The organism is Acinetobacter sp. LMB-5 (assembly GCF_001541635.1).
GTDB lineage: Bacteria > Pseudomonadota > Gammaproteobacteria > Pseudomonadales > Moraxellaceae > Acinetobacter > Acinetobacter pittii.
This window is the reverse complement of sequence record NZ_LRDR01000001.1, coordinates 90,878-116,538: the sequence shown is the minus strand read 5'-3', so window position 1 is coordinate 116,538 and position 25,661 is coordinate 90,878. Positions and strand designations below refer to the sequence as shown.

Here is a 25,661-nt window from a genome sequence, read left to right as displayed (position 1 = left end):
GTAAGTAATCACTGTTTTTGATAATAACAGAAAATGGTATTAAGCCACTCACTCAACCTTTTATGAAAATGATGTATATAAAACAAAAAAGCCCCCATTTAGGGAGCTTTTTATATGAGTAATTTAACGGATCTTAGAGAGCCAGTTACCTAGCGTCTGTACAATCTGTACTAAGAGCAATAGAACAATTACTGTTAAAATTACAACGCTTGTATCAAAACGTTGGTAACCATAAGAGATTGCTAAGTCACCAATACCACCTGCGCCAACTGCACCAGCCATTGCTGTTGCACCAATCAAACTGATTGTGGCTGTTGTGAGGTTTAAAATGAGTGAACTGCGTGCTTCTGGCAAAATAAAGCGGTAAATAATTTGCCAAGGTGTAGCACCCATCGCCTGAGCAGATTCAATAATTCCTTCATTTACTTCGAGTAGGGAAGTTTCAATCAAACGTCCCATATATGGACCAACGTAAATTGTTAAAGGGACAATCGCAGCCCATGTACCAATTGAAGTACCTACCAATAACTTGGTAAGAGGAATCACTGCAATAAGTAAAATAATAAATGGGAGAGAGCGTAACGCATTTACAATTGGGTTGAGTAAATGATAGACGAATCTATTTGGCAAAATACCTTCTGGGCGAGTTACAAGCAGGATAACCCCTTGAATGAAACCCCAAATACCACCAAATAAAAGCGCAAAAAACACCATGTGAAATGTTTCTTGTAGAGCTGTTACAAACTGGTCAATTGAAAGAGAACTGTGCCAGAAAGGTTGAGTAAGTTCAGTTAACCACTGTACGATTAAATCTCTCATACTTGATCTCCTGATTGAACTACACTCACTTCATTTTTTTCTAAAAACTCGATAGCCTGCTTAATCAACTGTGGCTCACCTAGAAGCTGTACAAACATTTGACCAATGACAGTACCGTTAATTTCAGTCATGTTGGCGAATAAGATATTTAAACTAATATCATATTGTTTAATAAGTGACTGAATTACAGGTTCTTGAGCAGAACGGCCCAAAAACTGTAAACAGTAGATACTATGGTGATGCTGATTTTCGAGTTGATTTAAAATATTCACAGGCAACTGTTGATGTAACACAGTTTGAATAAAGTTTTTAGTCGTCGGATGTTGAGGATTACTAAAGATATCAATCGTTGAACCTTGTTCAATGACTTTACCAGCTTCCATCACAGCTACATGATCACAAACAGTTTCAATGACATCCATTTCATGGGTTACCATAACGATTGTGATTTTTTGCTCTTGATTGATTTTCTTGAGTAACTCTAAAACAGACTTGGTTGTTTGCGGGTCTAGGGCAGAGGTTGCTTCATCACACAAAAGAATTTTTGGATGATTTGCCAAAGCACGAGCAATACCGACACGTTGCTTTTGGCCGCCAGAAAGTTCATCAGGATAAGCATCTTTTTTATGCTTAAGATCAATGAACTCCAATAACTCATTTAAGCGCTTTTCACGTTCTGCTTTATTGTAATTCAGCAGACGCATTGGCATTTCGATATTTTCAGCAACCGTTTTGGTTTGTAACAAATTGAAGTGCTGAAAAATCATACCAATATTTGCACGTTCCTGACGTAATGAACGCGCATCCAAAGCAGTGAAGTCCTTTTGATTAATGATAACCTGACCTTCATTTGGTCGTTCAAGTAAGTTAATCAGGCGGATTAAAGTACTTTTACCTGCACCACTATAGCCAATAATGCCAAAAATACTCCCTTCAGGAATTTCCAAATTAATTTGGTCCAGAGCTCGTATGGTTTGGCCTTTAAGCTGATAGTGCTTTGAAATGTTTTTAAATTGAATCATGTCGTCAAAAACTATGCTGAAAAGAAAAAACAGGCAAAGAGTTTTTGCCTGTTTCGCGTTGCAGCTATTATATTACTATTTAGCTTCTGAGAGATAGCTGATTGGTTTGTCTACGTCAACTTTTGTTCCACCAAAGTGTTCTTCAATGTATTTTTTAACAGCTGCATTGTGGTAAAGCTTACCAACTTTTTGCAAGACAGGATCATTTTTACGTGATTCAGTAGTTGCTAGAACGTTGACACTAATTTTTGAGATTTGATCAATAGGTTCATAGAACATAGAATCTTTGAGTACGTTTAAACCTCCCTCGAGTGCTATGGTATTATTTAATACAACTGCATCAAATTCATTTTTAAGACGTAATGCAGTTTCCATTTTGATTGGTTTGATGTTGATCTTTTTAGGATTTTCGATAACATCAATTGGACTGCCCTGAATAGGATTAAAGTCAGCTTTAAGCTTGATTAAGCCAGCAGTTTGTAACAAGAGTAGCGCACGAGATTCGCTGGCAGCATCATCCGGGATTGAAATAATTGCACCTTCAGGAAGTTCTTCAATTTTTTTGTATTTACTTGAATAAATCCCCATTGGCTCAATATAAGTGGTAGAAACCGCTGCAATCTTATCCGGGTTTGAATTATTAAATGCAGTAAGATAAGAATAAGCTTGGAATGCGTTCAAATCTACTTCTTTATTTGCAATTGCTGTATTCATTGAAACGGAGTCTGAGAAGTTTTTCACTTCTAACTTTAAGCCAGCAGCTTGGGTTTCAGGTAAAGTTGCGATATAACGCCAAATTTCAGCATCCGAACCTGTAGAGGCAATTACTACCTTTTGTACTTTGGTACTATCATTGTTTTGTTCGGCTTGTTGAGCATTTTCTTGTTTGCTACATGCTGTCAATAATACTACTGACATGCTTAAAAAAAGGCTGATCAGCTTTTTCATTTAAAAAAGTCCTGATTAAGATATAGAACAATAACGATTGATCTATATCAATATGAAAAGAGAGGAGTTGGAATTACAACTAGTCTAAACTCTGTGATCTTTTTCTGGGGTTCCATAATTTGCTTGCATATTTTGGCTATAACAGAGGGTAATTGTTTAATAAACAAAAACTGTTTCCCCAAACAGTTCATCCCCAACAGTAGCCAAACGAGCATTCATAAATTTAGAATATTAAAAAACTCTCTACAGGCATAATTTGTAGAGCAAGTCTTTATGGAAATTATTAAAACAGCAGTGTCTGATGACAGTTACAACTATGTACTAATGATAGCAATAAAAATGTAGTTGATATAGAGGGCTTTTTTCTATTTGTTGATATCTTAATAAATCTTATAAAAAATTTATATTATTTTCTTATGCTGGGGTACAAAATAAAAAAAAGCTTCCTACTTAGGAAGCTTTTTTTATTAACTTTTATTCAGCTTTTTCACGAGCAATTGCGCGATAGCCAATGTCACTACGATATTGCATACCTGTAAAGGTCACTTGTCCGCATACTTCAAGTGCATTAATTTGTGCTTCAAGCACGCTGTCGCCTAGCGCAGTTACACAAAGAACTCGACCACCAGAAGTCACGATGTGACCATCTTCACGAGTTGCAGTGCCTGCGTGGAAAATTTTAGTATCTTCAGGTGATTGTCCAATACCTGAAATTACATCACCTTTGCGTACGCTATCAGGATAGCCTTCGGCTGCAAGTACGATACCGATTGACTTACGCTCATCCCATTCTGCTTCTTTTGGTAAATTGCCAGCAATACCAGCTTCTACCAATTCAACAAGAGATGACTTTAAGCGCATCATGATTGGCTGAGTTTCAGGATCACCAAAACGACAGTTGAACTCGATCACACGTGGTTGACCTTGTTCATCAATCATTAAGCCAGCATATAAGAAACCAGTGTAGACATGTCCGTCAGCAGCCATACCTTCAACAGTTGGACGCATGATTTCGGTCATAACACGTTCGAAAATGTCAGAAGTTACCACCGGAGCAGGAGAGTAAGCACCCATACCACCAGTATTAGGACCTTGGTCACCTTCAAAAATACGCTTGTGATCTTGTGAAGTTGCCATTGGTAAAATGTTTTTACCATCAATCATACAAATGAAAGAAGCTTCTTCACCTGCAAGGAACTGTTCAATTACAACACGTGAACCAGCATCACCAAATTTGTTACCTGCAAGCATGTCATCAATTGCTGCAAAAGCTTCTTCGTTGGTCATTGCAACGATTACACCTTTACCAGCAGCAAGACCGTCTGCCTTAATTACAATTGGTGCACCATTTTTTTCAACATAAGCTTTAGCTGCATCAACTTCCGTAAATACTTCGTAAAAAGCAGTTGGAATGTTATGACGCTTTAAAAAATGTTTAGCAAATGCCTTTGAGCCTTCAAGCTGCGCAGCATATTGAGTTGGTCCCCAAATTTTTAGACCTGCTTCGCGAGCAGCATCTACCACACCATTCACTAAAGGTGCTTCTGGACCAACAATAATAAGTTCAACATTATTTTCTTTAGCAAAAGCGATAATTGCAGGGTTGTCTAAAATATCAAGCTGAACATTAACGCATTTGTCTTCAGTTGCAGTTCCCGCATTTCCCGGTGCAACGAAAACTTGAGTAACTTTGGTATCTTGCGCGATTTTCCATGCCAAAGCATGTTCACGACCACCACTACCTAAAACTAAAATATTCATTTTTAATTTGTTCCTTAACTTTAATCCTTTTCATCCCCCTCTATTCCTCAAGGTGGAGTTTAGCTCCATTATTGTGGAAAACCCTCCTGAATAAAAGGAGGGTTATTAGGGAGGACTAAATTTAAATTAGTGACGGAAATGGCGCATACCAGTGAACACCATTGCAATACCAGCTTCGTCTGCTGCAGCGATTACTTCTTCATCACGCATAGAACCACCTGGTTGAATGATGCATTTAATGCCAGCTTTAGCAGCATTATCAATACCGTCACGGAACGGGAAGAATGCATCAGATGCCATTACAGCACCTTCAACAACCAAACCAGCATGTTCAGCTTTAATGGCAGCAATACGAGCTGAGTTAACGCGACTCATTTGACCTGCACCTACACCAATAGTTTGGCGGTTTTTAGCATAAACAATTGCGTTTGATTTTACGTATTTCGCAACTTTCCAAGCAAAGATAAGATCATCAATTTCTTGCTCAGTTGGCGCACGCTTAGTAACTACTTTAAGATCATCTTTAGTGATCATGCCCAAGTCTTGATCTTGAACAAGTAAGCCACCATTTACGCGTTTATAGTCAAGTTGCGGGGCACGTGCATCAATTGCAGGTAACTCACCACATACTAAAACACGTACATTTTTCTTAGCGCCAGTAACTTCAAGCACGCCATCAGCAATACTTGGAGCAATAATCACTTCAACGAATTGACGCTCTACAATTGCTTTAGCAGTTGCAACATCTAATTCACGGTTGAATGCAATAATACCGCCAAAAGCAGATTCTGGGTCAGTCGCATAAGCTAAATCATAAGCAGCTTTAATACCGTCTAAAGAAACCGCAACACCACAAGGGTTAGCATGTTTCACGATGACACAAGCAGGTTTTGCGAATGATTTAACACATTCAAGTGCAGCATCTGTATCTGCAATGTTGTTATAAGACAATTCTTTGCCTTGCAACTGTTTTGCAGTAGAAACTGATGCTTCTTTTGCATTAGCTTCGACATAGAAAGCAGCCGATTGATGTGGGTTTTCACCGTAACGTAAATCTTGTGCTTTGTTCAATTGAGTATTGAATGTACGAGGGAATAAGTCAGCTTCACCTTCGGTCTTACCAACGCGAGCGCCTAAGTAAGAAGCGATCATGCCGTCGTATTGAGCTGTATGTTCAAATGCTTTAACTGCTAAATCAAAACGTGTTTCATAAGAAAGTGAACCAGCAGTTTTTAATTCATTAATTACAGTATCGTAATCAGAAGCATTAACTACAATACCTACTGAAGCATGGTTTTTAGCAGCTGCACGAACCATTGTAGGACCACCGATGTCGATATTTTCGATTGCATCAGGAAGAGTACAGTCAGGTTTTGCAACGGTTGCAGCAAATGGATAAAGGTTTACAACAACAAGATCAATCGGATCGATGTTGTGTTCTTCCATAACTGCTTCATCTAAACCGCGACGAGCAAGAATACCGCCATGAATTTTTGGATGTAATGTCTTAACACGACCATCCATCATTTCAGGGAAGCCAGTATGTTCAGATACTTCTACAACCGCGATATTATTATCTTTAAGCAACTTATATGTGCCGCCTGTAGATAATAGTTCTACCCCTAGAGCTGCAAGGTTTTGAGCAAATTCGACAATTCCTGTCTTATCAGATACAGAAATCAAAGCACGTTTAATAGTCATGATGTTTAATTCAACAATTTCAAGTCTACGGATTAAAACCAATAAGCATAAAAAAATGCCCACGACGTCGTGAGCATTTTATCATTTATTCACTCATTAAACCGTGAGCTTTTAACTTTTTACGTAAAGTGCCACGGTTGAGTCCAAGAATTTCTGCAGCACGCGTTTGATTACCACGTGTATATTCAAGAACTACAGATAAAAGAGGTTTCTCCATTTCTGCTAGCACCATGTCATATACCTGAGATGGTTGCTCACCTTGCAATTGTGCAAAATAATGGCGAACTGCGCGATCCACGTGGATGCGAAGAGCAACATCAGATTGTGCAGTAAAAATAGGAGATTTGCTATTCATGCGAGTTAATCCGAAAATCAAATACTAGCTTGGGTAAAGTAGTATATAAATGTGGTCTAAAAATACGGAGTCCTGTTTTAGATCCTAAAACAGTGACTCTAAAACATAAGAACAATTAGCTTGCCATATTTCTTCGTATTGAATAAAAAATAAGCGTAACAATAATTAAATATTTGTTACAGCCCCCTCAAAAACAAAAAAAGTTAGGCTATGCGCTTAAAGTAGAAAAGCACACATGCTTAACAGTATTTTTTTTGGATTGAGAGCGAGGAGTATATGAGTCAAAGCTTTCGTGGCGCGTATCATACCATTGTCTAGGAAAAAGTGAGCAAATTAACTGCATTTTTTTTTATTTTTTTTTCACTTTTTTTACATTTTAGGGGTGGACAATTTCTAATCGATAATTTACTAGCCTTTTTTTGCTTTTGTTTAGCTCAAATTGGAATCGGAAAGGAGTGTTTGATGGAATGCGTTGAATACCCCGTAGGTTTTCAACTAAATATTGTTGAGGAGTTAATATGATTTCCTCTGTTTTGTCTGGCTCTGTTGCAAAAATCAACTTTAGATTAGGAAGCTCAATACTTTTATCATTCTGGTTGAGCAATATGCCTGAGAACTGGGTATGGTTCGCATCGATCTTGCGGACTTTTAACTTTTCTATATAGATAAGTTGATAAAGTTCTGCTGATTTGTTGCAGTGTAGTATTTGGCAAACGTAATTAAAAGCATGGCTAACGGTTGGGCTTGCATGCATGAGCTTAGGGTTAAACCAGAGAATTTGAAAAGTAAAAACTAAAATTAAAATAAGGTTGGCAGAGCTCCAGAGCGTATAGTAAAGCCAACTATGCTTTTTATTGTTTTCTTGTTCTTGTGGGGATGCCTGCTCAGCTAAATTAAGGTTTGGTAGAGCATTAATAGGTTCGTTGTGAAAGTAATTTAAGTTGTTGAGATAAGTTAAAAGATCAATATTAGAGTTTTCTACTTTTTGGTCAAAGATATCTAATACATGAGAATGCGTCATATATCTCGTCTGCATTGAGCCATTGGCTAATGTCGTTGAGTTGACCATAACTGGCTGTTCAATATTGATTAGATGGGTTAAGGCATTAAAGCTTGAATTACATTTAGGGCAACAAACCATACCCTGAGCAACAGTCAATTGAGTAAGAGATACTTTATAAACTGTTAAACACTTAGGGCAGCGGGTTTGTTTTTCATTCATGAGTTAAAAATCTCAATTTATTGTTTTACGTTTTCCTGAAATGCGACACCAGTTTTCTTCGCGCTTTTCGACATCTAATATATCAAAAAATTCAGAATAAACACGTGAAACATCAGCAACTTGCTCTTCAATCACACCAGCAAGTGCGAACTCGCCCTCAGATTTGATTAAATTTGCAAATTCAGGCGCAAGCATCATTAAAGGTCCTGCTAAAATGTTTGCAACTAAAACATCGGCTTGTTTAGGTTTGAATTCTTGATCAAACTCTTCAGGAAGACCTACATATAGTCGATCTAATACACCATTGAGCTCTGCATTTTGTTTTGTTGCTAAAACAGCCTGAGGATCAATATCGGTAGCGTATACTTTTTTAGCGCCTAATAATAAAGCTGCTACGCCTAAAATTCCTGAACCACAGCCATAATCAATCACGATTTTATCTTTAACGTCAGTTTTACCCAGCCATTGTAAGCATAGGAAAGTACTTGCGTGGTTACCTGTACCAAATGCAAGACCTGGATCTAACTTAATATTAGTTGCGTCCGCTTCTGGGGGCTCTAGCCATTCAGGCACAATCCAGAACTTTTCCCCAATCTGAATTGGCTCATAGTAATCCATCCACGCGCGTTCCCACACTTGATCTTCAAGTTCTTCATGACGCATAGGAACATCTGGAAGTTGAGCTTTTAAGAAAGCTTCTAAAGTGTCGACATCAATTGGGTCTTGTTCGTCTTGTTGATAGATGCCTGTCACAATAACTTTGTTCCATAAAGGTGTTTCACCCGGTAATGGTTCAAGTAAAGCCTGATCTTCAGCATCATCCAGCGTTACGCTTACCGCACCTAGAGACATTAAAAGTGTTTCTGTGAACTCAACTTGTTCTTGATCAACGGTAATGTGTATTTGTAACCACTTCACGAAAAGGACCTAAAAATTTTATTTAAAGGCGTATTGTAGCGGACTAGACCATTTTAAAAAAGAAAGCGGCCCATCTTTAATGGACCGTCTTTGAAAATACTGATGAGATATAGCGGAAAATAAATGACTTCTTCTATACCTATGTCAAAACAGATTAAGGAGCAGGGGCCTTAAATTGTAACTTGCCATTTTCGTTTGGTTGGCAAGTACCGTTAAAGATTACACCGTTGTGATTGTAAGAAACCCATTCACCTTGCTGTTTTTTTGCACAGACTCGAATTTGTTTTTGCGTTTCGGCTTTGCTCGTGTCAGCAGCATGGGTAAAAGTTACGCCTGAAAAACAAATTAGAGATGCAGTTAAGATTTTTAACATGGTCGTTTTCATTTTGTATTCCTTCTCTTTGCGTTAATTTTAAAGTCATAGAAGTGCTGTACATTTTTTATTCTAAGATGAATTAATTTTAAAAACATTCACTTTGTATTGAATTCATGAAACAAAATGTCAAATCATGTGGCATAGCGTAAATTATGTGAAGACAATTTTGTAATTATGTACATCAATAAGCAGATAATTTTGCTATAATGTTCCGTCTTTTTTTTCTGGTGTTTTTGTACTCATGCACTATCCTAAAGTTTATGATGTTATCGTTATCGGTGGCGGTCACGCAGGTACGGAAGCGGCCCTTGCTGCTGCGCGTATGGGACGACAGACTTTGCTTTTGACCCATAACATTGAGACTTTGGGCCAAATGAGTTGTAACCCAGCAATTGGTGGTATTGGTAAGTCTCACTTAGTACGCGAAATTGATGCACTTGGCGGTGCAATGGCTCTGGCTGCCGATAAAGGTGGTATTCAGTTCCGTATTTTAAATTCGCGTAAAGGTGCAGCTGTGCGTGCAACACGTGCTCAAGCTGACCGCGTGCGTTATAAAGCTGCTATCCGTGATACTTTGGAAAATCAAGCAAATCTTGACATTTTCCAGCAAGCAGCTGATGACCTGATTGTTGAAGGCGATACCGTTAAAGGTGTTGTTACCCAAATGGGTATTCGCTTTGATGCTAAAACTGTTGTGTTGACTACAGGTACATTCTTGGGTGGTGTAATCCACGTTGGTTTAGAAAAATCAAGCGGTGGCCGTGCAGGAGATCCTCCTTCTATTGCACTTGCTCAACGTTTACGTGAATTAAAATTACCAGTGGGACGTTTAAAAACTGGTACTCCGCCACGTATTGATGCACGTTCAGTTGATTTTTCAGTCATGATTCCGCAGCCGGGTGATTTCCCATCTCCAGTGATGTCATTCATGGGTGATGCTTCTATGCACCCTGAGCAAGTAAACTGTTATATCACCCATACAAATGAAAAAACCCACGATATTATTCGTGGTGGTTTAGATCGCTCACCAATGTACACCGGTGTTATTGAAGGTGTAGGTCCGCGTTACTGTCCATCAATCGAAGATAAGATTCACCGTTTCGCTGATAAAGACTCACATCAAGTATTCTTGGAACCAGAAGGTCTAGATACACACGAGCTTTATCCAAACGGTATTTCGACTTCTTTACCGTTTGATGTTCAGTTCGAGCTTGTACGTTCAATTCGTGGTATGGAAAATGCTCATATCTTACGTCCGGGCTATGCAATTGAATATGATTATTTCAATCCGCAAGCTTTGAAATTTACACTTGAAACTAAAGCGATTAATGGCTTGTACTTTGCTGGTCAAATTAATGGTACAACAGGTTATGAAGAAGCTGGTGCCCAAGGTTTACTTGCAGGTTTAAATGCTGCGCGTCGTGCGTGGGAGCAAGAAGAATGGACGCCTAAACGTGACCAAGCTTATATGGGTGTGTTGGTTGATGACCTCATCACGTTAGGTACTAAAGAACCGTACCGTATGTTTACCTCACGTGCTGAATATCGTTTGATGTTGCGTGAAGATAATGCGGATCAGCGCTTAACTTCTATTGGTCGTGAACTTGGTTTGGTTGATGATGTTCGTTGGGCTGCTTATTGCGAAAAAATGGAAGCGGTTGAGCGTGAAACCTCTCGTTTACAACATTTATGGGCAGCACCAAATAACCCTATGGGTAAAAAATTCGTTGAAATGACGGGTGCTGATTTGAGTAAGGAATGTAGTGCGATTGATTTGCTCAAGCGCCCTAATATCACCTTCGGTCAAATTGCTGAACTTACTGGTTCTGAAGTTTCAGAACAAGTGGGGGAGCAAATTGAAATTGCTGTGAAATATGAAGGTTACATTAACCGTCAGCATGAAGATGTTGCTCAATTAAAGCGTCTTGAAGAAACTAAAATTCCTGCCGACTTTGACTATGATGTCGTGTCTGGGTTGTCACGTGAAATCACGCAGAAGTTAAAAACAGTTCTTCCAGAAACTTTAGCTCAAGCAAGCCGTATTCCTGGTGTTACGCCAGCAGCAGTTCAACTCGTAATGATCACAATTCGTAAAAACAATATGATTAAGAAAACAGCTTAATCATTTAAATGTACAAAAAGCCCATTTATTGGGCTTTTTTATTTTCTATTCAAAAAATATATGGAAACTTCCTAAGGAAGAAAAGAGATTTCGCTTCCTTTTTTTATTATTTCACATATTTTAAGCCGCCAGTTATATTGAATTCACGTTCAAACAAGAGGGCTTTAACCATGACAATGAAATCAATTCGCTACAATGGATATGAAATGGCATGCCAATGCTCATGTTCAAAATAGCGCAAAAGAAAGAGTAGATCAGTTTTGGTGGGGGAGAACACATTGGTCTGAAAACAAGTAAAAAATAAGAACAATATAAAATTAAGAAAATTATAATTCAAAATCTAAAGAGAACCTTATGGTTCTCTTTTTTATATCTATTTATTCTCAGTTTCAATTTCTCGCACAGCATTGTGTACTTGTACTGGCTCAATATGCAGTAATTTCTTACCAAAACTACGTAGCCACCATACTAGTTGAGATGTAAAAGGTACGGTCGCTGAAACTTCTACAATATTTTCTTCAAGCGGAGTAATCGTTTGGTCTTTACTTAACTGACTTTCATAAAAGGTTTTCGCAGTTTGCTCTGTCATGGTTAAGGTGAGCTGAATTGATTCAGTTGGTTGGTTATAGTCCACTCTAAAGCCTAAAGCCCCTGAGTCAATATAATGATCAATATCAAAATTAACTGGATGCAGTGCTCGACTGTCTAATACTTTTGCTGATTTAAAACGGTGCAGAGCAAATGTTTGCACTTCAGTTTTGTCATGTCGTGTGCAAATTAAATAAATGACTGCACCTTTTTGTACCAAAGCCAAAGGATTTAAAACATAAGTTCTGTCTTCACCCTGATTGACCCGTGCCCGATAAACACATTCTATTTGCTTGTCTTGGAGCAAGCCTTCATAAATTGCTTGTTGAGCATTTCGGTCAACTACAGGCGGAATTAACGGTTGGCTTGCTGGAACAATACGTACACGGTTAATCCACTGTCTCACATTATTTTGTGTAGAAAGGCTACGTTTGGCCAAATCGAACCATGGTCCCATCTCATCAAGCAGGCTCGGAGGAAGGAGGTGTTTAAGGTGCTCCTCAACCATCATAAAGGTTACCGCTTGAGAACTTGTCATGTGAGGTAAGCTTTGAATAGGTGCATCGGATTGCCACCGCCAGCCTTGAGGTACGGCTTTATTGCTCTCTATCGGAAAACGCTGAGCAATTTGATTTAAGTCACGCTGAATAGTCCTTAAACTAATATCAATACCTTCACGCTCAAGCATTTCTTGCAATTCTCGAGTCCCGATCCATTTGCCGGTCGGTAGGCGAGACAAGATCTGCCATTGGCGATATAAACTATTCGAAGTTTCTTTTTCTATTACAGACATAAGCGTAATACATCTATATCCAATTGCTTTGGTGTCAACACAATAAAAAATCTTTACAGATTTAGCAAGTTTGTCAGATTCAGTTTATAGCCCATTGGGCAAACGATGATAAGATTTAGAAGAAAGTTATAACAATGATGCCGTACAAGTATTACAGATATATAAGTGGCACTGAAATTGCTTATTTAAAAATGAAATATAGATAAATGATAAGACGAGGTGGTTATGTCAGAACAAGAGCATGAATTACATCTAGATAATGATTTTTTTATACAAGAGCAGACAACAACAGCACTCATTAACCCAACCTCTTTTTTAGAACATATTTCTGTGCAAACCAATCTCTTTGAGCAACTTAAATCACAGTTCTTTAATGAGATGCTTGATGATGTAACGTCAAATGGTGCAGCTTCTAAAAAAATTGAACAATGGTTAAGCATCCGTACTTTAGATGAGTTAAAGGAGTTAAATACCCAAGCAAAACAGCATTTTCTTTATCATGGGATTACTTTTAATGTTTATGGTGATAAAGAAGGAACGGAGCGCACTATTCCTTTTGATTTAATTCCAAGAGTTATCGAGAAAAAACAATGGGAAAAAATTGCCTCAGGCTGTGCACAGCGTGTTAAAGCGTTAAATTATTTCCTAGATGATATTTATCATGGACAGCATATTTTAAAAGAACAAATCATTCCCGAAGAACAAATTATGGGAAATGATGCTTTCCAACCTCATATGCTTAAACATTCTTTAAAAGGAAAAATTTATTCACAAATTAGTGGGATCGATATTATCCGTGATGGTGAAGGGGAGTTTTTTGTATTAGAAGATAATTTGAGAACACCATCTGGGGTGTCTTATATGATTGAGAGCCGAAATATTAGCCAGAAATTAATGCCTGAGCTATGTACAGCCAATAATTTACAGGGGATTGAGCATTATCCAAAACTTTTAAAAGAAATATTGCAAGAAAATTCTTCTGCAGATCAACCCTTTATTGTGGTGCTAACACCAGGGCGTTTTAACAGTGCTTATTATGAGCACGCTTTTCTAGCGCGTGAAATGGATGTGCCATTAGTTACAAATCGGGATTTATTTGTAGAAAATGATCAAGTATTTGTCAAAACTATTCGTGGGCGTCAAAAAGTAGACGTAATTTACCGCCGTTTAGATGATGACTTTCTAGATCCTTTAGCATTTCGATCAGACAGTGCTTTAGGTGTAGCAGGTCTTATGTCTGCTTATTTGCAAAAAAATGTTGTGATTGCAAATGCACCTGGAACGGGTGTGGCTGATGATAAATCTATCTATCCTTATGTAGATCAAATGATTCAATATTATTTAGATGAAACACCAATTCTAAAAAATGTACCCACTTATCAGTGCCGTAAAGAAGAACACTTAGATTACGTACTCTCTAATCTTGATCAATTAGTCGTTAAGGAAGCACAAGGTTCGGGCGGATACGGCATGTTGATTGGACCTAAAGCAAGCTCATGCGAAATTGATGACTTTAGAAAAAAATTGATTGCGATGCCTCATATGTATATTGCACAACCTACCTTAGCTTTATCTGTCGCTCCAACTTTAACAACAGGCGGAGTAGCGGAACGTCATATTGATTTGCGTCCATTTGTGTTGAGCTCACCTTATCGTACAGAGATTGTACCTGGTGGTTTAACACGTGTAGCTATGCAAGCTGGCTCTTTGGTCGTAAATTCATCTCAAGGTGGCGGTATAAAAGATACATGGGTTGTTGAAACATTACATTCCTGATTGTGGGTTAAAGAGGAACTTTATGGTTTTACTCAATTCGAGTGCGCATCAAATATATTGGTTGGGTCGATATTTGATGCGAGTTAAATTTGCAGCCTCTCATTTACCCTTTACAGAAGATGAGAAAGCAACAAGATTTGCAGCAGCATTTGGTTTGGTCATAGAAAATGCTGAATTACTAAATCACTATATGTTAGACAAGAAGCAAACATTTTCATTACTGAACCAGCTCATTATTGCTAAAGATAATATTCAGGAACTAAGAGGTATTTTGTCATCACATGCTTATGCAGAATTAAATAATGTGATTAATACGCTTCAAGCTCAACCTGATGCATTGAGTAAAGCAGTCGAACAATGCACACAAATACTAGAAGCGGAACATGAAGATGTTCGTTTATTTTTGCATTTAGGCCAAAAAATAGAGCAATTTGATATAGAACTGCGTTTTGGTGAAGATTTATCTGTTCTCATATCAGAGCTAGATACTGTGGTGCAACAGCTCGCTAATTTGAATTGGGAAAATATAAATGAAAATTGGCAAGCACTCAAGCAGCAACTTACGTGGGACGCTTATTATACTTTTACACAGCAGTTGGAAAATATGTTTGAGGGCTGATTATGAAATTGATGGTTAATCATCAAACGCATTATAGCTATACTGAAACTGCTCGGAACAGCATTCAGTATATTAAAATGATGCCTCAAACATCGCCTCACCAACATGTTATGAATTGGGCAATTAGCGTGCCGGGTGATAAAACAATAAAGAGAGATATATTTAACAATGTATGGATGACGGCTAGTCAGCGTTATCCATACCAACATCTTACATTTATGGCCCAAGGAATTGTTGAGCTTCAAAATGTAGAACTAGGTTGTGTAGATCTCTCTACACCTATAAATTTGTTTTTGCAGATGACAGGTGCAACTCGATGTGATTCGGAAATGTTGGACTTTGCCAAAAATATTGTAGTGGTCAAGGATCGACAGCATATTGCGTTATTAAGCGAATATATCTTGCAAAAAATACTTTATCAGCCTGAAAGTACTTCGGTTCAGACAACTGCGATTGAAGCATTTCATGCGGGTCAAGGTGTATGCCAAGATCATGCTCACATTTTAATTGCGATGTGTCGTGCGCTACAATTACCTGCACGTTATGTCTCTGGTTATCTATTTGATCAAAACTATCCGCACCTGGCCAGTCACGCTTGGGCGGAGGTATTTTTAGAAAATCAGTGGTATTGTTTTGATGTAAGCAATCAGTTGTTTACACCCAAACATCATATCTACCTTGCAGTAGGACGTGACTATCTTGATGTGGCACCTATTCGTGGCGTAAGAGAGCAAGGTGGAGTTGAGAATATGATGTCTGTGGTTCAAGTGTTGGCATGTTGAATGTAAAGAGAATGAAATGACCTATTGTTGTGCGCTAAGATTGGAACAAGGTTTGGTGTTTATTAGTGACACAAGAACCAATGCAGGAGTTGACCATATTTCTGTGTTCCGAAAACTGCATACTTTCGGCGTTACCGGAGAACGTTTTATCGCCTTGCAAACTGCAGGTAACTTAGCAACAACACAAGCTGTTATAGGTCATTTGCAAAATGCCCTGACTTTGCAGCAAGAGCCTAATCTATATAGTGTTAATACGATGTTTGAGGCGGCTGAACTAATTGGCAAAACCTTAAAAACTGTTTTAGAGGATATTAGTTCGGACACCCAAGAACAAATGAATTATGCCTGTAGTATTTTGGTGGGTGGGCAGATTAAGGGTGGTGACATGCAACTTTATAATGTCTATCCACAAGGCAATTTCATTTGCGCAACTACAGATACACCTTATTTTCAAATAGGTGAAAGTAAATATGGAAAGCCTATTCTGGATCGAGCTTTATATTATGCAATGCCACTAGACGACGCATTACGTTGTAGCCTGATTTCTTTTGATTCGACTTTGCGTTCAAATGTTTCTGTTGGCTTACCACTCGATGCATTGGTCTACATTAAAGATAGCTTTGTTATTCCCATGGGAAAACGAATTACCGAAGATGATCCTTATTTCTCACAGATTAGTAAACAATGGTCAGATACTCTTCGTCGGGGATTACAGGAAATGCCAAAGCCTACAGATGATTACTGGCGATAAATTTTGAATGTTTACATAAAAAAATCCAAGCATGCTTGGATTTTTTTATATTTTATTATTTAAGTGCTTTTACGAGTGGGGCGATTACTTAAGCGACAGAGTAATTCATATCCTATCGTTCCGTTAGCATCCGCAACATCATCAACTAAGCGATGTGGACCCCAGAGTTCAACTGGAGTGCCTAATTTTACTTGCTTGCCCGTCACGTCAATTGCAATCATATCCATGCTCACGCGCCCTACAACCGCACAGAGTTGTTTATCGATAGCGACATAGTTTTGTTTAATATAAGCTCGTGGATAACCATCACCGTAACCTATAGAAACAATTGCAATATCCATTGCTTGCTTTGCACAAAAAGTAGACCCATAACCGACATGTTCATTAGTTTGAATATGGTTGAGTGCAATCACTTCTGCTGAAAAAGTCATCACTGGTTTTAAGTCAAGATCATGAACTGTTTGATCTGCAAAAGGCGAGGCGCCGTAAAGCATGATACCTGGACGAACATAATCAAAATGTAACTCTGGCCATTTATAAATAGCAGCAGAGTTACAGCAAGAAGCTAAAACTGGATCACAAGCTTGTTTAACTTGTAGAAATTGTTGTTTTTGTTGCTCGTTAAGTAGATGGTCTACATCTGCATTTGCGAAATGCATCGTAAGTACACAAGTAAATCCTTCAGATTTTAAAGTCTTAATAACTTCAATAATTTCTGGATTTTTAAAACCTAACCGGTTCATCCCACTATTAAGTTTAACCCAGACTTTTAAGCCTTGGCTGATGTATGCTTGTTTGTGTTTAATCAACCATTCAAACTGTTGTTGATGGTGAATGACACATTCAAATTTTTGTTTAATCGCAATTGGCATTTCATCTTCAGAAAATACCCCTTCAATTAAAGTAACAGGTTGTTGAAATCCGAGTTCACGGATTTCCAGACCTTCTTGTAGGCAGGCGACACCAAAGGCATCTGATGCATTTAAGGCTGCTAAACAGTCTTTGATTCCATGTCCATAAGCATTGGCTTTTACCATACTTACAATTTTTGAATTTGTTGCAAGTTGTTTGACACGGTTTAAGTTATATTGAATTGCATTGCGGTCAATATAAACTGTTGCTTGGCGCACCCTCATTTACTCCTTTGGGCTAGAGATAGAGCTTATTCTTCATCATCATATTGGCTGTAATACTCAGGAGAGAGATTACTAAATCGAGTATATTGACCTTCAAAAGCAAGACGAACTGAACCAATTGGACCGTTACGCTGCTTACCAATAATAATTTCTGCAGTGCCGGCTTCTTTTGACTCTTTGTTATAAACCTCATCACGGTAAATAAACATAATTAAGTCGGCATCCTGCTCGATCGCTCCGGATTCACGTAAGTCGGACATTACAGGGCGTTTATTTGGACGGTTTTCCAGACTTCGGTTAAGCTGGGAAAGTGCAATAACAGGACATTGCATCTCTTTCGCTAATGCTTTTAAGCTACGTGAAATTTCCGAGATCTCGCCTACACGGTTATCACCCATGCCCGGGACTTTCATGAGCTGCAAGTAATCGACCATGATGCAACCGATTTTACCATCATGCATTTTGGCAACACGACGAGCACGGGCACGAAGTTCAGTTGGAGGTAGGGCAGATGAGTCATCAATATATAGATGCATTTGCTGAAGCTGCAAAATTGTACCAGTCACCTTGGTCCATTCATCTGCATCTAAATTCCCCGAACGTAAATGTCCTTGATGGACTTTACCCATTGCGGAAATAAGACGCATCGCAATCGAGTCTGCTGGCATCTCCATTGAAAAGACCAGAGCAGGTAACTTATTATATTGCAAAACACTCTCAACCAGATTCATGGCAAAAGTAGTTTTACCCATCGATGGACGTGCAGCAACAATAATTAAGTCACCAGGTTGCATACCAGATGTTTTGTTATCAAGTTCTAAGAAGCCAGTCGTTAAACCTGTAATATTGCCATCTAATTTTGAAAGCTCATCAAGCTTACTAATTACGTCTGCGGTAACAGAGCTAATAGATTTAGGACCAGCATCTTTTTTATTGTTATTGTGCTGTTCTGCTAATGAGAAAATACTTGTTTCAGCTAAGTCTAAAATTTCACTAACACCGCGGCCTTTCGTGTCATAAGCATTTTGTAAAATTTCAGTACTAACTTTAATCATGCTACGAAGCGTAGAAAATTCTTTAATTTTAGTGGCATAAGTTTCTAAGTTATAGAAACTTGAAGGTGAGTCAGCCATGAGCTGCATTAAATATTCTTCGCCACCGATAGCATCAAGTAAATTTTGTTTTAAGAGCCAGTCACTTACTAAGACAGCATCATAGGGTGAGTTTTCTTGTGCTAATTTCTCGATTGCACGAAAAATATATTTATGGCGAGTCGCGTAAAAATCATTTTCTTTGAGTACATCGTTAACTTGTTCGAAAGATTCGGCAACTGTCATCAGGGCTGCTAAAACAGCTTGTTCAATAGCTAAATTGTGTGGGGGAGTGCGAAACTCTTTAAGTTGGCCTGATTCACTCGTTTTATTTTCTGTTGGAGATGAAAGCGCTAAAGAAGTGGCATTCGCCTGAGACATAATTAGACCTGATGATAAAGAAAGGTGTACACAAAGAGGCTGTAAAGCCGAGAACTATCTTAAAACAAAATTAAATAAACTACCTAATTAAAAAACCAATTAAACTGAAGAACTGATCAGGAATTAATATATCTTATTTTAAAATTTGAAACATAAAAAAAGAGCATGCAAAAGCATGCTCTTTTTTTGATGAGAAATTACTCAGATACGATAGTAACGAGAACTTCTGCAACAACATCATGGTGCAATTGGATTGCGATGTTGAATTCACCAGTGTGACGAAGCGCGCCATTTGGTAAACGAACTTCTGCACGGTCAACTGTAAGACCAGCATTCGTTAATGCGTCAGCGATGTCACGAGTACCGATAGAACCGAAGAGTTTACCTTCGTCACCAGCTTTAGCAGTGATAACGATGTTAACTTCATTCAATTGTTCAGCACGTGCTTGAGCAGCAGCTAAAACTTCAGCTTCTTGCTTCTCAAGTTCAGCACGACGAGCTTCAAAAGCAGCAGTGTTAGCTTCAGTAGCTGCAACTGCTTTACCTTGAGGGATAAGGAAGTTACGGCCGTAACCAGCTTTAACTGATACTTTATCGCCTAATTTACCAAGGTTCTTAATGCGTTGTAATAAGATAACGTCCACAGATCACCTCACTTATGGTTGTCAGTGTACGGAATCAAAGACAAATAGCGAGCTTGTTTGATAGCAAGTGCTAATTGGCGTTGATAACGAGCTTTAGTACCAGTGATACGGCTAGGAACAATCTTGCCGTTTTCAGTGATGTACTGTTTTAAAGTGTCGATATCTTTGTAGTCGATGTACGCAACATTCTCAGCTGTAAAGCGGCAGAACTTGCGACGACGGTAAAAACGTGCCATTGATGTTCTCCTTATTCAGCTTCTTGAGCAACTTGCTGTGCTTCTTCGCGTTGAGCTTTACGCGCACGCTTTTCTTCAGCACTCTTAGCAAGCAATGACTCTTCAGTGATTGCGTGTTCACGACGGATGATAAGGTTACGAATGATAGCGTCGTTATAACGGAATAATTCTTCTAACTCATCAAGCGTAGTTTGACCACATTCAACATTCATAAGAATGTAGTGCGCTTTGTGAATTTTGTTAATTGGGTAAGCCAATTGACGACGGCCCCAATCTTCTAAACGGTGAATTTGACCTTCAGCTTCTTTGATCTGAGAGATATAGCGTTCAACCATACCTACAACTTGATCGCTTTGGTCTGGGTGTACCAAAAGTACGATTTCGTAATGACGCATTGTCAGCTCCTTACGGTTTAAACAGCCCCTAATAAAAAAATTAGAAGCAAGGAGTCATAACTTAATAAGTTATGTCGCAAAATTTGCGAAGGCTGAATTATAGGTAAAAGTTCGACTAAAAACAAATCTTTTGATCAGAAAAGTAAAACTTCTTTACTATAAAGAGGAAATCCTCTCTTGTTTAAAAGAGAGGAAGATTTGGAGCAGGGGATTGATAGGTAAAGCTAAAGCTCAAACTTAACAGGGTAATTAATATAACCGAGTAGAGGAAAAAACGTTTAGCCCACAATTGATCATTTTCGGCTTTAAATCCAATAACTGATAAATATAACCAATATGCAGTCAAAGCATTAAAGGTAATTAAAAAGAATACATTGGTATAGCCAAAACAATATAACCCATTCAAAACAGCTGCAAATAATAGGATATAGATTACACATTCAATTTTTGTACGATAAATAGAACGTGCTACAGGCAAAATTGGAATTCCCGCATTTTTGTAATCATCAAAACGATAAATTGCAATTGCCCAAGAGTGAGGCATTTGCCATAAAGCGTATGCTAAAAACAAAAGCAGGGCTGCCACATCAAATTGATGAGTCACTGCTGTATAACCAATAACAGGAGGGCTCGCTCCGGAGATGCTACCAATGACGGTTTGATGGATTGAAGTACGTTTGGTCCACAAACTATAAAAACCGACATAGACAATGAAACCAATCATTGCAAACAAAAATGCATAACCATTTACACCGAACCACAAAATGCTAAAACCAATTACTCCAAGTACTAATGCATATATCAGCGCAACAGTAGGAGAGATTGTTTTTTTAACAAGTGCGCGGTTTTGTGTGCGCTGCATCTTTGTGTCAATATCTTGATCTATAACATTATTAACCACACACCCAGAAGCCACAACTAAAGTTGTTCCAAGTAGGGTGAGAAGTAATAATAAGATGTCTATAGAGCCTTGGGCGGCTAAGAAAAAGCCGCCCAAGGTGGTAATGAAATTACCGAAGAGAATTCCTGGTTTAGTCAGGAATAGATATTTTCTCAACATGACAATCAGTTTAGATCATCATATTGTAGTGAAGGTAATTCATAATCCACACAGAACCGATTAAAAGTACGGCGATACATAGGATTGTGTAGATGAATGCAATCATATTCCAACGTTGTTCAGATGATGTATTCATGTGTAGGAAGTACACAAGCTGTACAAGAACCTGAGCAACCGCAGTGATTGCAATCACTGTAACTAAAAGACCACGACTGAAACCACCCGCCATCACCATCCCGAAAGGGATGATGGTGAGGATAACAGAAAGGATAAATCCAACAGTGTATTGCTTAAAGTTACCGTGTGACGCACCAGCAGCATTATGCTCATGACTACTCATTAGAGAACTCCCAGTAAGTAAACGACGCTGAATACACAGATCCAAACGATGTCAAGGAAGTGCCAGAACAAGCTTAAGCAAGCAAGACGACGTGTATTCGGTAAAGTCAAACCTTTAGTTTTGATTTGATACATTAATACTAGCATCCACACTAAACCAGAAGTTACGTGGATACCGTGTGTACCAACCAAAGTAAAGAACGATGATAAGAATGCACTGTGAGTTGGACCATGACCTTCTTCTACAAGGTGATGGAATTCATAGAGTTCCATACCGATGAAGGTCGCACCAAAAAGGAATGTAATAAATAACCAAGTGATCACTTGATTTACATTCTTTTTATAAGATGCAAGTACAGCAAAACCGAAAGTTACCGATGAAATCAATAAGGCAAATGTTTCAGTTAACACGTAGCCTAATGATTCATGGAATAGGTCATATGCACTTGGAGTCCCTGCTGGAACATGACTGCTTAATACAGCGAACGCAATGAAGAGTGATCCGAAAAGAATCAAGTCACTCATCAAGTATGTCCAGAAACCAAAAACCGTTAAATCAGTATCATCATGTTCATGATGACCGTCATGGCCGTGGTTGTCGTGATGAAGTACTTCAGCCATTTCCTTAGTCCTTCTTCAAGTGTTTTTCAAGTAAAGCATAGCGTTCGTTTTCAATACGCTCAACTTCAGCAGCAGGAACGTAGTAATCAACATTCTTAGTGAATGAGCTTACGATCAAGCTAACAACAGCTGCAACGAATGAAACAACAACGAGCCACCAAATATGCCAGATGAGTGCAAAGCCAAGAAGAGTAATGAACATTGCAATGACAAAACCAGCAGCACGATCAGTCGGCATGTGGATGTCTTCATATTTAGTGTTACGTGCGTATGCTACACCATTTTCTTTGTCAGTCCAGAAACGGTCGATACCGCTTGCATCTGGTTCATGCGCAAAGTTATAGAACGGAGCAGGGGAAGAGGTCGCCCATTCAAGCGTACGAGCATCCCATGGATCGCCAGTAAGGTCCATGTTGTCTTTACGTTGTAAGAAGCCAACGATGATTTGCATTAAGAAACATGCAATACCAATCGCAACAAGAACAGCACCAAATAATGCAATCGCAAGGTACGGATCCCATTCAGGGTTGTCATATGTATTCAAACGACGAGTCATACCCATGAAACCAAGGATATAAAGTGGCATGAATGCAAAATAGAAACCGAAGAACCAGAACCAGAATGCAGCTTTACCCCATGCTTCGTTGAGCTTCCAACCAAACATTTTTGGCCAGTAGTAAATGATGCCGGCAAACATACCAAACACCACACCACCGATAATTACGTTATGGAAGTGAGCAATCAAGAATAATGAGTTGTGTACCAAGAAGTCCGCAGGTGGAACAGCCATAAGAACACCAGTTAAACCACCGATACCGAATGTTACAAGGAAGCCAAGCGTCCATAACATTGGAGTAGTAAAGGTGATGCGACCTTTATACATGGTGAATAACCAAGAGAAGATTTTCACACCAGTAGGAATCGCAATAACCATGGTCATGATACCGAAGAACGCGTTAACGTTCGCACCAGCACCCATGGTGAAGAAGTGGTGAAGCCATACAACAAACGCAAGAACAGTAATCGCGATAGTTGCATACACCATAGACTTGTAACCGAACAACGCTTTACGAGAGAAGGTTGCAACGATTTCTGAGTATAGACCAAATGCTGGTAATACCAAGATATATACTTCAGGGTGACCCCATGTCCAGATCAAGTTCACATAAAGCATTGGGCTACCGCCAAGCTCATTTGTGAAGAAATGGAAGCCGAAGTAACGGTCTAGAGTAAGCATTGCAAGTGTACCTGTTAATACAGGGAATGATGCAATGATTAATACAGCCGTACAAAGTGAAGTCCATGTGAAAATAGGCATGTCCATTAATTTCATGCCAGGTGCACGCATTTTGATGATGGTAACGAAGAAGTTAACACCAGATAAAAGCGTACCTAGACCAGAAACCTGAAGTGCCCAGATATAGTAGTCAACACCTACACCAGGAGAATATTGAATGCCAGATAGAGGAGGGTAAGCCATCCAACCAGTCGCAGCAAATTCACCTAATACAAGTGAAAGCATCATCAAACCAGCAGCACCAGCGAATAGCCAGAAGCTTAAAGAGTTCAATAATGGGAAAGCAACGTCGCGAGCACCAATCTGTAAAGGTACAGAGATGTTCATCATACCTACAACGAGACCCATTGCTACGAAGAAGATCATGATTACACCGTGTGCGGTGAAGATCTGGTCGTAGTGGTCAGGATGTAGATAACCTTCGCCGCCGCCTTTAGCGAGGAAAAGTTGTAAACGCATCATGATCGCATCGGCGAAACCACGCAGAAGCATGACAACAGATACGATGATATACATGATACCAATCTTTTTATGGTCTACCGTAATAAACCACTCATTCCACAAATATCCCCATTTTTTGAAATAGGTGATACCGCCAAGCACTGCAATTGCACCAATTGCCATAAGGACCATGGTGACAAGTACGATTGGCTCTGTCGGGATAGAGTCCCAACCCAGTTTACCAAAAATCATATCCATGTCTTATTCCCCTTGAGCAGCGTGTTCAGCTGCAGCATGAGTGTCAGCTGTTGCGTGTTCAGCAGAGTGGTCAACACCATGATAGTTACTCATATAGTGGTTGATAATTGTTTCAAACAATTTAGGCTCAACAGTAGAGTAATAAGTCACAGGGTGTGGCTTAGTCGGGAACGGTTTCATAGCTTCAGCTTCAGCAACTGCTTTTTCATCACCAGCAGCTTTAGCACGATTTACTAAATGCTCGATCTGATGCTTAGAACGGTTACCATCACGTAAGGTTGCCAATTCAGCTTGGTCAAGCGTAGTTTTTTGAACTGCTTCTGGGTTAATGGTTGAACCATTACCTGCTTTAACCGCTGCTACCCATTCGTTGAATTGTTGCTCTGTAACACTATGCGCCTTGAAACGCATTTGAGAGAAACCGTAACCTGAGTAGTTAGAAGAGAAACCACGATATACACCAGTTTCATTTGCTAACAAATGAAGGTGAGTTTGCATACCTGCCATTGCATAAATCTGGCCGCCTAACTGTGGAATGAAGAATGAGTTCATTGTAAAGTTAGAAGTGATTTTAAAGCTTAACGGAGTTTTTTCAGGGAAACGTACTTCGTTAACTGTTGCAATGTTTTGTTCAGGATAAATAAAGATCCACTTAAACTGTTCAGCAATAACTTGAATAGTTAAAGGTGCTTTATCTGATTCTAAAGGACGGTATGGGTCATACTTGTGGGAACCCCACCAAGTTAACCAAGCTAAAATACCAATAATAATGACAGGGATACCCCATACTACAACTTCAATTGCAGTTGAGTGTGCCCATGTAGGTTTATAGTCTGCATCTTTATTTGACGCGCGATATTTCCAACCAAACCATAATGCCATGATGATTGAAGGAATCACCACAAGTAACATTAAATAGATCGCAGTCATCATAAGGTCACTTTGACCTTGACCAACTGGACCTTTAGAGTTTAGAAGTACCATATCACCACCACACCCAGTCAAAAGTGCAGCAAGCGTTGATAAAGACAATACAGCTAAAATCGTTTGTCTCATTTTACAACCTCGGTGAAGAGTCCCATTCCCTAATTAAATATGGGATAGCGATTAAAGTGTCGCATGATTGAGAACGCTAATCCTTAAATTTAGACTTCTCAATTATATGACACCGCTACGTTGTAGGGCATTATGCCTCATATCGACAAACTA

The 25,661-nt window shown here is 38.9% G+C and carries 25 protein-coding genes; 5 read left to right on the top strand and 20 right to left on the bottom strand.

Annotation, left to right across the window (positions count from 1 at the left end; translation table 11 throughout):
• Positions 1–123: 123 nt before the first annotated feature.
• The 9 genes from AW165_RS00515 to AW165_RS00475 all read right to left on the bottom strand — a co-directional run bounded on the left by AW165_RS00515 (position 124) and on the right by AW165_RS00475 (position 9,131).
• The gene (locus AW165_RS00515; RefSeq protein WP_002119707.1) at positions 124–819 is read right to left on the bottom strand and encodes a methionine ABC transporter permease; all 696 of its coding nucleotides are present in this window, start codon (positions 817–819) and stop codon (positions 124–126) included.
• Positions 816–1,841: a methionine ABC transporter ATP-binding protein gene (locus AW165_RS00510; protein WP_060464678.1), complete on the bottom strand. Its 1,026-nt coding sequence runs from the start codon at positions 1,839–1,841 to the stop codon at positions 816–818. Before AW165_RS00510 ends, AW165_RS00515 begins: the two co-directional genes overlap by 4 nt.
• A 75-nt stretch (positions 1,842–1,916) precedes the next feature.
• Positions 1,917–2,789 carry a MetQ/NlpA family ABC transporter substrate-binding protein gene (locus tag AW165_RS00505; RefSeq protein ID WP_060464677.1) on the bottom strand — a complete coding sequence of 291 codons (873 nt, stop codon included), beginning with the start codon at positions 2,787–2,789 and terminating at the stop codon, positions 1,917–1,919.
• A gap of 474 nt (positions 2,790–3,263) precedes the next feature.
• A complete protein-coding gene (gene purD / locus AW165_RS00500; RefSeq protein WP_002119643.1) occupies positions 3,264–4,550 on the bottom strand; it encodes a phosphoribosylamine--glycine ligase in 1,287 nt (428 codons plus the stop codon).
• A 126-nt stretch (positions 4,551–4,676) separates the two neighbouring features.
• Complete coding sequence (purH, locus tag AW165_RS00495; protein ID WP_060464916.1) at positions 4,677–6,251, bottom strand: bifunctional phosphoribosylaminoimidazolecarboxamide formyltransferase/IMP cyclohydrolase; 1,575 nt, start codon at positions 6,249–6,251, stop codon at positions 4,677–4,679.
• An 85-nt stretch (positions 6,252–6,336) separates the two neighbouring features.
• Positions 6,337–6,606, bottom strand: coding sequence for a DNA-binding transcriptional regulator Fis (gene fis, locus AW165_RS00490; RefSeq protein ID WP_001086304.1), 270 nt, complete (start codon positions 6,604–6,606; stop codon positions 6,337–6,339).
• 376 nt (positions 6,607–6,982) lie between these two features.
• The gene (locus tag AW165_RS00485) at positions 6,983–7,828 is read right to left on the bottom strand and encodes a zinc-ribbon and DUF3426 domain-containing protein (protein ID WP_002119660.1); all 846 of its coding nucleotides are present in this window, start codon (positions 7,826–7,828) and stop codon (positions 6,983–6,985) included.
• Between the two features lie 12 nt (positions 7,829–7,840).
• Entirely contained in the window at positions 7,841–8,746 is a 906-nt protein-coding gene (prmA, locus tag AW165_RS00480; RefSeq protein ID WP_002119634.1) for a 50S ribosomal protein L11 methyltransferase, read from the bottom strand.
• A gap of 154 nt (positions 8,747–8,900) precedes the next feature.
• Positions 8,901–9,131 carry a hypothetical protein gene (locus AW165_RS00475; RefSeq protein WP_060464676.1) on the bottom strand — a complete coding sequence of 77 codons (231 nt, stop codon included), beginning with the start codon at positions 9,129–9,131 and terminating at the stop codon, positions 8,901–8,903.
• A 232-nt stretch (positions 9,132–9,363) separates the two neighbouring features.
• Between AW165_RS00475 and mnmG the strand changes: the two genes are divergently transcribed.
• On the top strand, positions 9,364–11,244 hold the full coding sequence (gene mnmG, locus AW165_RS00470) for a tRNA uridine-5-carboxymethylaminomethyl(34) synthesis enzyme MnmG (protein ID WP_017385460.1): 1,881 nt from the start codon (positions 9,364–9,366) through the stop codon (positions 11,242–11,244).
• Between the two features lie 373 nt (positions 11,245–11,617).
• Here the strand turns inward: mnmG and AW165_RS19910 are convergent, their stop codons facing one another.
• Positions 11,618–12,625: a helix-turn-helix transcriptional regulator gene (locus tag AW165_RS19910; protein WP_002119763.1), complete on the bottom strand. Its 1,008-nt coding sequence runs from the start codon at positions 12,623–12,625 to the stop codon at positions 11,618–11,620.
• A gap of 225 nt (positions 12,626–12,850) precedes the next feature.
• Here AW165_RS19910 and AW165_RS00460 point away from each other — a divergent pair, with 225 nt between their 5' ends.
• From AW165_RS00460 to AW165_RS00445, 4 genes are read left to right on the top strand one after another with little or no spacing between them, the layout of a single operon-like run.
• Positions 12,851–14,401 carry a circularly permuted type 2 ATP-grasp protein gene (locus AW165_RS00460; RefSeq protein ID WP_060464675.1) on the top strand — a complete coding sequence of 517 codons (1,551 nt, stop codon included), beginning with the start codon at positions 12,851–12,853 and terminating at the stop codon, positions 14,399–14,401.
• Positions 14,402–14,423: 22 nt separating this feature from the next.
• Positions 14,424–15,020 carry an alpha-E domain-containing protein gene (locus AW165_RS00455; RefSeq protein WP_057070485.1) on the top strand — a complete coding sequence of 199 codons (597 nt, stop codon included), beginning with the start codon at positions 14,424–14,426 and terminating at the stop codon, positions 15,018–15,020.
• A 2-nt stretch (positions 15,021–15,022) separates the two neighbouring features.
• On the top strand, positions 15,023–15,802 hold the full coding sequence (locus tag AW165_RS00450) for a transglutaminase family protein (protein WP_060464674.1): 780 nt from the start codon (positions 15,023–15,025) through the stop codon (positions 15,800–15,802).
• 16 nt (positions 15,803–15,818) lie between these two features.
• Positions 15,819–16,553 (top strand): proteasome-type protease, encoded by a 735-nt coding sequence (locus AW165_RS00445; protein WP_002119721.1) that lies wholly within the window; start codon positions 15,819–15,821, stop codon positions 16,551–16,553.
• A gap of 59 nt (positions 16,554–16,612) precedes the next feature.
• Here AW165_RS00445 and alr read toward each other — a convergent pair whose 3' ends face one another.
• The 10 genes from alr to cyoA form a co-directional block, all read right to left on the bottom strand.
• The gene (alr, locus tag AW165_RS00440; protein WP_060464673.1) at positions 16,613–17,683 is read right to left on the bottom strand and encodes an alanine racemase; all 1,071 of its coding nucleotides are present in this window, start codon (positions 17,681–17,683) and stop codon (positions 16,613–16,615) included.
• Between the two features lie 32 nt (positions 17,684–17,715).
• On the bottom strand, positions 17,716–19,161 hold the full coding sequence (dnaB, locus tag AW165_RS00435) for a replicative DNA helicase (protein WP_002119718.1): 1,446 nt from the start codon (positions 19,159–19,161) through the stop codon (positions 17,716–17,718).
• Between the two features lie 197 nt (positions 19,162–19,358).
• Entirely contained in the window at positions 19,359–19,805 is a 447-nt protein-coding gene (rplI, locus tag AW165_RS00430; protein WP_000382591.1) for a 50S ribosomal protein L9, read from the bottom strand.
• A gap of 8 nt (positions 19,806–19,813) precedes the next feature.
• On the bottom strand, positions 19,814–20,041 hold the full coding sequence (gene rpsR, locus AW165_RS00425; protein WP_000090661.1) for a 30S ribosomal protein S18: 228 nt from the start codon (positions 20,039–20,041) through the stop codon (positions 19,814–19,816).
• A gap of 11 nt (positions 20,042–20,052) precedes the next feature.
• A complete protein-coding gene (rpsF, locus tag AW165_RS00420; RefSeq protein ID WP_002119610.1) occupies positions 20,053–20,436 on the bottom strand; it encodes a 30S ribosomal protein S6 in 384 nt (127 codons plus the stop codon).
• 181 nt (positions 20,437–20,617) lie between these two features.
• On the bottom strand, positions 20,618–21,496 hold the full coding sequence (gene cyoE, locus AW165_RS00415) for a heme o synthase (protein WP_002119614.1): 879 nt from the start codon (positions 21,494–21,496) through the stop codon (positions 20,618–20,620).
• Between the two features lie 10 nt (positions 21,497–21,506).
• Positions 21,507–21,836 (bottom strand): cytochrome o ubiquinol oxidase subunit IV, encoded by a 330-nt coding sequence (locus AW165_RS00410; RefSeq protein ID WP_000094534.1) that lies wholly within the window; start codon positions 21,834–21,836, stop codon positions 21,507–21,509.
• Positions 21,836–22,456 (bottom strand): cytochrome o ubiquinol oxidase subunit III, encoded by a 621-nt coding sequence (cyoC, locus tag AW165_RS00405; RefSeq protein ID WP_016140562.1) that lies wholly within the window; start codon positions 22,454–22,456, stop codon positions 21,836–21,838. Before cyoC ends, AW165_RS00410 begins: the two co-directional genes overlap by 1 nt.
• Before the next feature lie 4 nt (positions 22,457–22,460).
• Positions 22,461–24,452, bottom strand: coding sequence for a cytochrome o ubiquinol oxidase subunit I (gene cyoB, locus AW165_RS00400; RefSeq protein ID WP_005068497.1), 1,992 nt, complete (start codon positions 24,450–24,452; stop codon positions 22,461–22,463).
• A gap of 3 nt (positions 24,453–24,455) precedes the next feature.
• Positions 24,456–25,508 (bottom strand): ubiquinol oxidase subunit II, encoded by a 1,053-nt coding sequence (gene cyoA / locus AW165_RS00395; protein ID WP_002119579.1) that lies wholly within the window; start codon positions 25,506–25,508, stop codon positions 24,456–24,458.
• Between the last annotated feature and the right edge of the window lie 153 nt (positions 25,509–25,661).